The following is a 12232-nucleotide window of genomic DNA, read 5'->3' as shown; positions in this document are numbered from 1 at the left end:
TTGTTTGAAAAGATTAACAGTGCTATAATATAAACATGTTAAAAAAATAACACATTGAAGGAGATGTAGTATAATGAGTCGATTTACATTACCAAGAGACATTTATCACGGAAAAGGATGTCTGGAAGAACTGAAAAATTTGAAAGGAACAAAAGCAATCCTCGTTGTAGGTGGTGGCTCTATGAAACGTCAGGGATTTCTTGACAGAGCAGTGAACTACTTAAAAGAGGCAGGAATGGAAGTAGAATTATTCGAAGGTGTTGAGCCAGATCCATCTGTAGAGACTGTTATGAAAGGTGCTGAAGCAATGCGTGCATTCCAGCCAGACTGGATTGTTGCAATGGGTGGAGGTTCACCAATCGATGCAGCAAAAGCAATGTGGGCATTTTATGAATATCCAGAAATTACTTTTGAAGATTTGATTACTCCATTTAGTTTTCCAGAATTAAGACAGAAAGCAAAATTCTGTGCAATTCCATCTACATCTGGAACAGCAACAGAGGTAACAGCATTTTCAGTAATCACAAACTATCAGACAGGTGTAAAATATCCACTTGCTGACTTTAATATCACTCCAGATGTTGCAATCGTAGACCCAGATCTTGTTGCAGGACTTCCTGTAAAACAGGTTGCATACACAGGTATGGATGCTTTAACACATGCTATTGAAGCATATGTATCAACATTGAATTGCCCATTCACAGATCCTCTTGCGCTGCAGGCAATTGAGATGGTTTTGGAATATCTTCCAGCATCATACAACTGCAATATGGTAGCAAGAGAGCAGATGCACTATGCACAGTGCCTTGCTGGTATGGCATTCTCAAATGCATTGCTTGGTATTGTACATTCTATGGCACACAAAACAGGAGCAGCATTCTCAACAGGTCATATTCCACATGGTTGTGCAAATGCTATTTATCTGCCATACGTTATCAAATACAATGCAAAAGATCCTGTAGCAGCTTCACGTTATGCTGAAATCGCACGCAGAATGGGACTGGAAGGTGTTTCAGAGCAGGCGTTGATCAATAGCCTTTGCAACAAAATTGATGAATTCAACGTAAAATTGAATATTCCAAAGACATTGAAAGAATTTGGAATCAACGAAGACGAATTCAAAGAAAAAGTTGCCAAGATTGCAGAGCTTGCAGTTGGTGATGCATGTACAGGTTCTAACCCACGTGCAATCGATCCTGCAAATATGGAAAAATTGTTAACATGCACATATTATGGTACAGAGGTAGATTTCTAATTTAATTTGCAAAAAAGGGGCGGGTGTCAGTAGAGCATCGGTCCCTTTTTTGTTGTGTGGTTGAAATCTTCACTTGCCAAGCTGAACCATATAGCGTATTATAGTTAAAGGGCGTTTTTTATTTCCGAACTAGGTATTGAGTTAGAAATGAAAGAGGAATAAGAGAAACCTAAATAAAAGGAGGAAGATCATGTATAAAATTTTAAAAGCAGAAAAACTGGCTGATAAGATTTTTTTGATGGATGTACATGCACCACGTGTTGCAAGTCACTGTCAGCCGGGACAGTTTGTTATCGTAAAGATGGATGATAAAGGAGAGAGAATTCCACTTACTATTTGCGATTATGATCGTGAAGCCGGAACAATCACAATTGTATTTCAGGAAGTTGGAGCATCTACGATAAAGATGGCTGATCTGAAAGAAGGAGACAGCTTCCGTGACTTTGTCGGACCACTTGGATGTCCATCAGAATTTGTTCATGAAGATCTCGAAGAATTAAAGAAGAAAAAAATCGTTTTTGTAGCTGGAGGTGTTGGTGCCGCACCTGTTTATCCACAGGTAAAATGGTTACATGCTCGTGGAATTGAAGCAGATGTTATCCTTGGTGCAAAGACAAAAGATATGGTAATTCTTGAAAAGGAACTGGAAGCAGTTGCTGGTAATTTATATGTAACAACAGACGATGGCTCTTACGGACGTTCCGGAATGGTTACAGCTACATTAGAAGATTTGGTTAGCAAAGAAGGAAAAACATATGATTTGTGTGTCGCAATCGGACCAATGATCATGATGAAATTTGTTTGTCTGTTAACTAAAAAATTAGAGATTCCTACAATTGTCAGCATGAACCCAATCATGGTTGATGGTACAGGAATGTGTGGAGCTTGCCGTCTTCAGGTCGGCGATGAAATTAAATTCGCATGTGTAGATGGACCAGAGTTTGATGGACATCTTGTAGATTTCGATCAGGCAATGAAGAGAAGTCAGATGTATAAGACAGAAGAGGGGCGTGCGATTCTGAAACTGCAGGAAGGTGATACACATCACGGTGGCTGCGGAAATTGCGGAGGTGACAACTAATGGCAGATGTATTAAAGAAAGTTCCTGTAAGAGAACAGGATCCAAAAGTACGTGCAACTAATTTTGAAGAAGTATGTCTTGGATACAATAAAGAAGAGGCAATGGAAGAAGCTGCTCGTTGTATTAACTGTAAAAATGCAAAATGTATTCAGGGATGTCCTGTATCTATCAATATTCCAGGATTTATTCATGAGGTAAAAGAAGGTAATATTGAAGAGGCTTATAAGATTATCGGACAGTCTTCAGCATTACCTGCTATTTGCGGACGTGTATGTCCACAGGAATCACAGTGTGAAGGAAAATGTATCCGTGGCATCAAAGGTGAGCCAATTTCTATCGGTAAACTGGAGAGATTTGTTGCAGATTATGCTTTGGAGCATGATATTAAACCAGTTGGAGCAGAAGAAAAGAACGGACATAAAGTTGCTGTTATCGGTTCAGGTCCTTCAGGACTTACATGTGCCGGCGACCTTGCAAAACTTGGTTACGATGTAACTGTATTTGAAGCACTTCACGAACTCGGTGGAGTATTGGTATATGGAATTCCAGAATTCCGTCTGCCAAAACAGAAAGTTGTAGCAAAAGAGATTGAAAAAGTAAAAGAGCTTGGAGTTAAATTTGAGACAAACGTTGTAATCGGAAAATCTACAACAATTGATATGTTGATAGAAGATGAAGGATTTGAAGCTGTATTTATCGGTTCAGGTGCAGGTCTTCCAAAATTTATGGGTATTCCTGGTGAAAATGCAAATGGCGTATTCTCTGCTAATGAATATTTGACAAGAAGTAACCTGATGAAAGCTTTTGATGATTCTTATGACACACCAATTTCAGCCGGACACAAAGTAGCTGTTGTAGGTGGTGGTAACGTTGCTATGGATGCTGCAAGAACAGCACTTCGTCTTGGTGCAGAAGTACATGTTGTATATCGTCGTAGTGAAGAAGAACTTCCAGCACGAGTAGAAGAAGTGCATCATGCAAAAGAAGAGGGAATTATTTTTGATTTGCTGAGAAATCCAAAAGAAATCAAAGTAGATGAGAACGGTAACGTAACTGGAATGACAGTTGTTAAAATGGAACTTGGAGAGCCGGATGCATCAGGAAGAAGACGTCCTGTTGAAGTTGCAGGTTCTGAATATGACATTGATGTAGACACAGTGATCATGTCACTTGGTACATCACCAAACCCATTGATTTCTTCTACAACTGAAGGGCTGGAGATTAATAAATGGAAATGTATCGTAGCAGAAGAAGAAACTGGAAAAACATCTAAAGAGGGTGTATATGCCGGTGGAGATGCTGTTACTGGTGCAGCTACAGTTATCCTTGCAATGGGTGCCGGTAAAGCAGCTGCAAAGGGTATTGACGAATATCTTAGCAATAAATAATTTAGAGAGAGTAATTTTGCACTGAATAATTTTAGATGCAATGCATAAAATAATTATGAGGATATAGGTTTTTCCTATATCCTCGTTTTTTGGACATTAGGGGATTTATATGAAGATCACATTGATTACAGTTGGAAAAATAAAAGAAAAGTATTTGAAAGATGCAATTTCAGAATATAGTAAACGTTTGAGTCGTTATTGCAAATTAGAAATCATAGAAGTTGCTGATGAAAAAACTCCTGATAACGCAAGTCAGATTGTTGAAGATGGAATTCGTGATAAAGAAGGAGAACGTATCTTAAAATATGTGAAAGAAGATGCATTTGTTGTTACTTTAGAAATCAAGGGAAGACTCTTGACCTCTGAAGAACTGGCTGATAAAATTGAAACTCTGGGTATTCAAGGGATCAGCCATATCATATTTATTATCGGTGGTTCAATAGGCCTTGGGAATGAGGTGCTAAAACGTTCAAACTATGCGTTGAGTTTTTCTAAAATGACATTTCCACACCAACTGATGCGTGTAATTTTACTGGAACAGATATATCGGAGTTATAGAATAATAAATCATGAACCATACCATAAGTAAGTCATTTAATAGATAAAAAATATAAGCAAAAGAAGAGGATTTTAAAACATGCAAGAAGCAACACAAGATATACAGGAAGAAGGCATGACATTCTTAGAAACTGTCACAGAAAAATTGAAACAGAAATTAGCACAGATTTATGAAACTCTTTTGGATGGACAAAAAGAGATAGATCAGATGCAAGAATATTTCTGGGATAATTATACAGAGATGGACGAATATGGTTATGAGTATTATGATAACCAACAGGCGTTACTGCAACAGGTAAATGCAAATCAGAATACATTGTCAATGAAACATCGACTTGAGTCTTTGTTAGATTCACCTTTTTTCGGACGTGTTGATTTTCTGTATGATGGAGATGAAGAACCCGAATCATTTTATATTGGCATTGCAAATTTTGCAGAAGACACTGGAAGGCAGCCTCTTATTTATGACTGGAGAGCACCGGTAAGCAGTTTATTTTATGATTATGATAAAGGCAATGCTTCTTATGAAGCACCGGCTGGAATAATTACAGGTGAAATTACAGCAAAAGGACAATATAAAATAAAAAAAGGTAAAATTATATATGCTTTTGAAAGTGATATGCTGATCGATGATGAAATTTTAAAACAAGAATTAGGAAGCAATGGCGATGTTCAATTAAAAAGCATTATTAGAACAATACAAAAAGAACAAAATGAGATTATCAGGAACACCAAGGATCAAATATTGATCATTCAGGGGGCAGCGGGAAGTGGAAAAACATCTATTGCTTTACACAGAATTGCTTATCTGCTATATCATGATCGTAAAAATTTAAAATCATCAAACATTTTAATTTTATCTCCCAATAGTGTGTTTTCTGATTATATTTCACATATTCTTCCAGAACTTGGTGAAGAGAATATTCAGGAAATGAGTTTTGATATTTTTGCTTACAAAGAATTAAAAGAATTTGTCTATGATTGCGAAGATCGCTATCATCAATTGGAACGGCAGTTACATGATTGTCCATCAAGTGAGATTCATCGTTACAGATACAAACAGTCTTTTGATTTTATCGGACAGATGGAAGGTTTTCTTGCTGTATTAGAAGATCGTTTGATTGATTTTCATGATATTGAATGGCGTGGATACCATAAGTCAGAAGAAGATTTAATCCAATTGTTTTATTTCAAATTTCAAGACACTCCGATTTTGGTAAGAATGGATGCAATTAAAGAATATTTTATTGATGAGATTGAAACCAGTATGGGACGTGATCTTAAGGAAGATGAACACATTTATTTTGATGAACTTTTTGATAAAATGTATCAGACAAAAGATTTGTATATTATTTATAATTGGTTTTTAGAAGATATAGATTCTCCAGTGTTACCAAAAGTGTCGTATGAACGTCGCATACTGAAATATGAAGATGTATATCCGATGCTCTATTTAAAATATCGACTCTATGGAAAGAAACAGCATCACCGTATTAAACATGTGGTGATTGATGAAATGCAGGATTATTCTTATTTACAGTATACAATTTTACAAACAATGTTTGATTGCAAGATGACGATACTTGGAGATAAGGCACAATCTATGGATGAACAAACACAAGATGTTCTTACTTTCCTGCCGAAAATATTTGGAAAACAAGTTCGGAAAATTATTATGAATAAGAGTTATCGAAATACAGTTGAAATTGCAAAGTATGCAGCAGGACTGACAGGTATTTGTGATTTGGAACTGTTTGACCGTCATGGAAAAGATGTAGTAGAAAAAACTTTTCTATCAGGAGAATCTGTAATTTCTGAAATTTTGAAAAATATTAATTTGGATAAATATGAAACAGCAGCGGTTTTAGCCAGAACAGAGGAGGAAGCTTTTGAATTATATAGTTTATTAAAAAGAAAAGATGAAAATGTTTCTTATATGGATCGAGATACATCTGTTTTTCAGAAAGGGCTGACGATCACCACATACTACCTTGCAAAAGGATTAGAGTTTGATCAAGTTTTCACTGTTCGTTCGGATATTGAAACAAATATGTCAAAACAGGCAGATTATATTTGTGCGACAAGAGCGTTACATGAGTTATATACGTATACCTTGGAAAATAATAAATAAAAAATCTTTGTTCATTCATAGAAAAGAAAGTTCTCTCATAGATTTTTTATAAAAAAGAATACGTGATCGTGTATATGAGAGCAAAGCAGAAGCAAGATCAGTTAAAGAATAAGATTACTTCTGTTACAGGAATGCCCGATGAGGTTATTTTAGGCGCATCGGTTATAAATATACTTGGATATCATAAGTTATATATAGAAAACTATCGTGGAATCCTTGAATATACTTCTTGCCTGATACGTATTCAGACAAAACAGGCACAAATACGTGTTGTTGGAAAAAAATTAAAAATAGAATATTATACAAATTTAGAAATGAAAATCACAGGAGATATTTGTTCGATAGAATTTTGTAAATAAGGAGTTTTCTATTGATACATTCAATCATTCAATATCTTCAAGGGTATTTGACTTTATGCGTGGAAGGAGACTCAGCAGAGCGCTTTTTGAATCTATGTTCTTATCATAAAATATATATTTGGAATGTAACTATTCATGACAATGTTTATGAATTACAAATAAGAATTAAAGATTTTCGAAAAATCCGCCCGATTGCCCGAAAAACGCATACACATGTAAAAATAAAAAATCGTTTTGGGTTTCCGTTCTTTATATATTCTCATAAAGTAAGGGGGTTCTTTCTTGTTGGAATTATTTTTTGTATCTGTTTGTTAAAAGAATGCTCCGCCAGAATATGGGATGTGCATTTCAGCGGAAATCAAGAACAGACTGCGGAATCACTAATGGATTTTTTGCAGACAATTTCTATATACCCTGGAATGCGTAAAGAAAAAATTGATTGTTTTGAAGTAAATAAAGCACTTCGTGAACAATATCCTGAGATTGTATGGGTGTCTACTTCACTAGATGGAAGTATTCTTCAAATTAAGATTAAAGAAAATGAAATGCGAAGAAATGACTTACCTTCATTGGAAGACGCAAAAGGGATAGACTTGATCGCAACTTGTGATGGAGTTATAACACAAATTATAACAAGAAAAGGAATTCCACTTGTACATGTCGGAGATCAAGTGAAAAAAGGAGATATCCTGGTATCTGGGAAATTGGAAATAAAGAATGATTCCCAGGAAATTATCCGTTATCAATATGAACATTCTGATGCGGATGTTTTTGCAGATACAATACAAGTATATACGGATAAAATTCCCAGGAAGTATAAGCAAAAACAGTATAATAAAAAAGAACAACGATTGACTGTCTTTTTTAGGATAAAATCCTGCTCTATTGAAATCGGAAGCCTGAGAAATTCCTTTTCGAATGTTGAAAAGGAATCAGTGGAATATCAGATTCAATTTGGTGAAAATTTTAAATTGCCGATTTATTATGGATATGCGAAGGCTAAGGGGTATCATTTTATACCCCAAAATTATTCAAAAGAAGAATTAAAAACAAAATTGAATTTGAATTTTGAACAATTTCTCCAAAAATTGGAAGAAAAGGGTATTCAAATAACAGGAAAAAGTGTTAATATACATTTATATGACGCTTTTGCATCGGCAGATGGAGCATTATATTTAAATCAGAAAATCACACAACCTGTCGAGACAGAAATGATGGAAATTGAAAGGAACGAACCGGAATGAGCTTATCGGAATTAAATATTGATATCCCGGCTGAACACGAAAAAAATGTGTTCGGCCAGTTTGATGTATTTGCGAAAAAAATAGAACGTACATTTCATGTAACATTGATCTTGCGAGATGGCATGATTAAAATTCTTGGTGAACAGTCACTGGCGCAGAAAGCATATCGTGTACTTAGCCAGCTTACAGAATTATCCCGCAGAGGAAATACAATCACAGAGCAAAATGTAAATTATGCAATTTCACTTGTGTTTGAGGGACAGGAAGAAGAAATTGTAGAAATAGATAAAGATTTAATTTGTCATACATTACAGGGAAAACCAATCAAACCAAAGACACTTGGTCAGAAAAAATATGTAGATGCGATACGGAATGGAATGATTACCTTCGGATTAGGACCGGCAGGAACTGGAAAAACGTATTTAGCAATGGCAATGGCAATCACTGCATTTAAGAATAATGAGGTGAGTCGGATTATTTTAACAAGACCTGCGATTGAAGCAGGAGAAAAGCTTGGATTCCTTCCAGGTGATCTGCAGAGCAAGATCGATCCATATCTACGCCCGTTATATGATGCATTATATCAGATTATGGGAGCCGAAAGCTTTATTAAAAATCAGGAAAAGGGATTGATTGAAGTGGCCCCACTCGCATATATGAGAGGACGTACTTTGGATAATGCGTTTATCATTCTGGATGAAGCACAAAACACAACACCTGCCCAGATGAAAATGTTTCTTACGCGAATCGGGTTTGGCTCCAAGGTTGTTATTACCGGAGACTCTTCGCAGAAGGATTTACCGGCAGGAAGTGTGTCTGGATTGGATGTTGCGGTAAAGGTAGTCAAAGACATTGAAGATATCAGCATTTGTACTTTGACAAGTAAAGATGTTGTGCGCCATCCACTTGTACAACGTATTGTAAAAGCGTATGAAGCATACGAAAATAAAAGTACTCGTTCGGGGAAAACAAATGCAAAAAGGAGAAAATCATGAGTTTATATATAGAAGATGAGAGCAGTATTACACTTCCGATTGAGACGGAATCAATTGCAAATCTTGTGGTAGAAGCAGCATTGGATTATATTCAGTGTCCGTTTGAAGCAGAAGTAAACTTGTTACTGACAGATGATGAAGCAATTCATGAAATGAATCAGGAATTTAGACAGGTAGACCGCTCTACAGATGTATTGTCTTTTCCAATGTTAGAATATGCAAATCCAGGTGATTTTTCAGAAATTGAAGAACAAGAAGATGCATTCAACCCAGAGACAGGAGAATTGATGCTTGGAGATATTGTGATTTCAAAAGAACATGTTCTTGCACAGGCAGAAGCTTATGCACATTCTCCAAAGCGGGAGTTTGCTTTTCTTATTGCACATAGTATGCTTCATCTATTTGGGTTCGATCACATGGAAGAGGAAGAACGTATGATAATGGAAGCAAAGCAGCGGGAAATTATGGAAAAAGTACAAATATTACGCTAACTGACGGAGGGGATGATGACGGATTTACAAAGTAATAAAAAAACAAAGAAAAAAGATGATTTTTTGATGCAGGGAGCAATATTGGCAATTGCAATGTTTCTTACAAAAATCATCGGAGTTGTATATAGAATTCCATTGACAAATATTCTGGGAGATGAAGGAAACGGATTCTATGGCTATGCATTTGAGGTTTATGCGATGGCCTTGATGCTTTCAACATTTAGTCTTCCTGTTGCAGTTTCAAAGTTAGTTTCGGCAAGACTTGCAATGCATCAGAAACGAAATGCGTTTCGAGTGTTTCTCGGAGCGTTGGCATTTTCAATTGTCGTAGGACTGGTTATCTCACTTTTAATCTTTTTTGGAGCAGGGGCAATTTCTACGCATATGATGGAATCTCCGCTCAGTGTATATGCACTTCGAGTATTGGCAGTAGGTCTTTTTATTGTTGCTGTTCTTGGTGTTCTTCGAGGCTATTTCCAGGGACTCGGCACTATGGTCCCAACTGCGATTTCGCAGATCATTGAGCAGATTATCAATGCAATCGTAAGTATTGCAGGGGCAAAAGTACTGTTTGATGTTGGGGCAGCAGCAGGTAAAAAATCAGGAGAAGAATTACTTGGTCCGGCATATGGAGCTGCCGGTGGAACTCTTGGAACAGTAGTGGGTGCATTTGCAGCGTTATTATTCTTGCTTTTTGCGATTTTCTTATATCGAAATAATATTCGTAGACAGTTAAAAAGTGATACTACTCGTAGAAAAGAAAGTTATAAGCGTATAATTAAAATCCTGTTAATTACAATTGCACCGATTATTTTCAGTACCGCAATTTATAATATCAATCAGATTTTAGATCTGACAATATTCAATAAGGTTATGGCAGCACAAGGCTTTACAGAGAAAGAGTATATGGCTTTACAGGGAATTTATACCGGAAAGTATAATACATTGATTAATGTGCCGCTTGCAATGGCAAATGGATTGGCTGCTTCAATTATTCCGAGTATGACAACAGCCGTTGCAGTGCATGACAAAAACCAGATTCATGAAAAAATCAGTCAATCGATTCGATTTACAATGATTATTGCAATTCCATGTGTTATTGGATTTATTGTACTTGGGTCTCCGCTTATGGTTCTTTTGTATAATGATACAAGCAAAACACCTGCAACATTGCTCGCTATTGGCTCGATTACGGTTGTCTTGTATTGCTGGTCAACTGTTTCAAACTCAATTTTACAAGGTCTTGATAAGTTATCTGAACCTGCTAAAAATGCAGGGATTTCATTGGTTGTACATTTGATCGCATTATTTATTATGTTAGTTGTATTAAAATGGAATATCTATGCGTTAGTAGGAAGTAATATTGTTTTTGCAATTTGTATGTGCCTGCTCAATGCACGTGCAATTCATAAAGCATGTGATTATCGGCAGGAAATTGATAATACATTTGTCAAACCATTGATTGCAGCATTGATTATGGGTGCAGTTACGTATCTTGTACATTTCGTTTTTGATCTTTTGGTTGGAGGGCGTTTTGCTGCAACATGTATTGCAATTTTATTTGCAGTGATTGTTTATGCATTTGCATTATTAAAACTCGGGACATTGTCAAATGATGATATCCGGGCATTACCACAGGGAGATAAGATTTTACATATTTGTAAAAAATTCCACCTGCTTCCAAAATATAGAATGTTATAAATTTAACTGAATAAGAAATAAAAAGAAGCCAATACTATATAAAAAAGGAGAGATCCTATGAGAAAATATTTTATTGGCTTTTTTTCTGCTATTTTAATAGTATTTAGTGTAATTACAGTAGGATATCAATTGACTTATAAGTATACGAATACGAAAGCTCAACAGAGTAAGGAACAGATGCTGACAGAGCATATTGAAAAATCAGGAAGCATCAGCACAAAAGGGGATGCTGTAAAAAATAACGGGTATTATATTTCATCCCTGCAAGGATATGTTGTCGTATATTGTGATGACCATAAAACAGTATATGAAGTAACAGATATTTCAATAAATTCACTGCCTAAAGACATACAGGAAAAAGTAATGAATTCAATGTATATTGAAAGTACAGAGGAGTTATATCAATTTTTAGAAAACTATTCAAGCTGAGACTAGAGAGACTAGAGAATTTTAACAGACGGGTAGACGAAATAAAAAAAATAGTGTAGTATAGTTATGTTTATGAGAAATTTACATGGAAAAGTAAAGTGAGGAATTACAATGGATGAGCGAAAGATAGCAAGGATTAATGAATTATATAGAAAATCAAAAGCAGAAGGACTGACAGAATCTGAGAAAAAAGAACAGAAACTTTTACGACAGGAGTATCTGGAGAGTATCCGCGGTAACCTGCGCAGTCAGTTAAATAATATCGATATCAAGGAAAAAGACGGAAGTATCACAAACCTTGGTGAAAAATACGGAAGAAAAATTGGAAACTAGGAAGGGTGTTTGAATTATGTTAAATGGACTTCCAGGGGATCCGGTTATGTTGTTGAGCGTCGTAAATACAAAATTACGAGATCATTATCACAATCTAAATGTGTTGTGTGACGATATGAACGTTACAAAAGAAGAGATAGAATCAAAATTAAATGCGATTGATTATTTCTATGATAGTAACCGTAATCAATTTGTTTAATGATAGGACAAAGGCAGGTTTGCGAAAAGTTATTTCGTAAGCCTGTCGTTTTATATATGATAAGTTTT

General features: G+C 35.7%; 13 protein-coding genes. All 13 read left to right on the top strand.

The features are described from left to right. Window positions 1-73 precede the first annotated feature (73 nt). Window positions 74-1255, top strand: coding sequence for an iron-containing alcohol dehydrogenase (locus D8Q48_RS01935; protein WP_117988997.1), 1182 nt, complete (start codon window positions 74-76; stop codon window positions 1253-1255). 190 nt (window positions 1256-1445) lie between these two features. Next, on the top strand, window positions 1446-2336 hold the full coding sequence (locus D8Q48_RS01930) for a sulfide/dihydroorotate dehydrogenase-like FAD/NAD-binding protein (RefSeq protein WP_117988998.1): 891 nt from the start codon (window positions 1446-1448) through the stop codon (window positions 2334-2336). After that, window positions 2336-3724: an NADPH-dependent glutamate synthase gene (gene gltA, locus D8Q48_RS01925; protein WP_117988999.1), complete on the top strand. Its 1389-nt coding sequence runs from the start codon at window positions 2336-2338 to the stop codon at window positions 3722-3724. The genes D8Q48_RS01930 and gltA overlap by 1 nt, the downstream gene beginning before the upstream one ends. Before the next feature lie 109 nt (window positions 3725-3833). After that, complete coding sequence (gene rlmH, locus D8Q48_RS01920) at window positions 3834-4313, top strand: 23S rRNA (pseudouridine(1915)-N(3))-methyltransferase RlmH (RefSeq protein WP_121055210.1); 480 nt, start codon at window positions 3834-3836, stop codon at window positions 4311-4313. A 48-nt stretch (window positions 4314-4361) separates the two neighbouring features. After that, complete coding sequence (locus tag D8Q48_RS01915; protein WP_121055208.1) at window positions 4362-6413, top strand: UvrD-helicase domain-containing protein; 2052 nt, start codon at window positions 4362-4364, stop codon at window positions 6411-6413. A 74-nt stretch (window positions 6414-6487) separates the two neighbouring features. Then, window positions 6488-6772 carry a YabP/YqfC family sporulation protein gene (locus D8Q48_RS01910; RefSeq protein WP_117989002.1) on the top strand — a complete coding sequence of 95 codons (285 nt, stop codon included), beginning with the start codon at window positions 6488-6490 and terminating at the stop codon, window positions 6770-6772. Between the two features lie 11 nt (window positions 6773-6783). Further along, window positions 6784-8016, top strand: a complete 1233-nt coding sequence (locus tag D8Q48_RS01905; protein WP_172696938.1) for a sporulation protein YqfD — start codon at window positions 6784-6786, stop codon at window positions 8014-8016. Continuing rightward, window positions 8013-9011 (top strand): PhoH family protein, encoded by a 999-nt coding sequence (locus D8Q48_RS01900; protein WP_117989004.1) that lies wholly within the window; start codon window positions 8013-8015, stop codon window positions 9009-9011. The genes D8Q48_RS01905 and D8Q48_RS01900 overlap by 4 nt, the downstream gene beginning before the upstream one ends. After that, window positions 9008-9502, top strand: coding sequence for an rRNA maturation RNase YbeY (gene ybeY, locus D8Q48_RS01895; RefSeq protein ID WP_117989005.1), 495 nt, complete (start codon window positions 9008-9010; stop codon window positions 9500-9502). Before D8Q48_RS01900 ends, ybeY begins: the two co-directional genes overlap by 4 nt. 15 nt (window positions 9503-9517) lie before the next feature. Further along, entirely contained in the window at window positions 9518-11203 is a 1686-nt protein-coding gene (locus tag D8Q48_RS01890) for a polysaccharide biosynthesis protein (protein WP_121055206.1), read from the top strand. A 57-nt stretch (window positions 11204-11260) separates the two neighbouring features. Next, the gene (locus D8Q48_RS01885) at window positions 11261-11632 is read left to right on the top strand and encodes a hypothetical protein (protein WP_117989007.1); all 372 of its coding nucleotides are present in this window, start codon (window positions 11261-11263) and stop codon (window positions 11630-11632) included. A gap of 111 nt (window positions 11633-11743) precedes the next feature. Then, window positions 11744-11965 carry a DUF896 domain-containing protein gene (locus tag D8Q48_RS01880; RefSeq protein ID WP_117989008.1) on the top strand — a complete coding sequence of 74 codons (222 nt, stop codon included), beginning with the start codon at window positions 11744-11746 and terminating at the stop codon, window positions 11963-11965. A 16-nt stretch (window positions 11966-11981) separates the two neighbouring features. Then, window positions 11982-12164 carry a DUF4250 domain-containing protein gene (locus tag D8Q48_RS01875; RefSeq protein ID WP_117989009.1) on the top strand — a complete coding sequence of 61 codons (183 nt, stop codon included), beginning with the start codon at window positions 11982-11984 and terminating at the stop codon, window positions 12162-12164. Window positions 12165-12232: the final 68 nt, after the last annotated feature.

It is taken from the genome of Ruminococcus sp. B05 (assembly GCF_003628495.1).
In the GTDB taxonomy this organism is placed as follows: Bacteria; Bacillota; Clostridia; order Lachnospirales; family Lachnospiraceae; genus Schaedlerella; species Schaedlerella hominis.
Note: the sequence above shows the minus strand (reverse complement) of the source record. Positions and strands in the feature narration are given on the sequence as shown.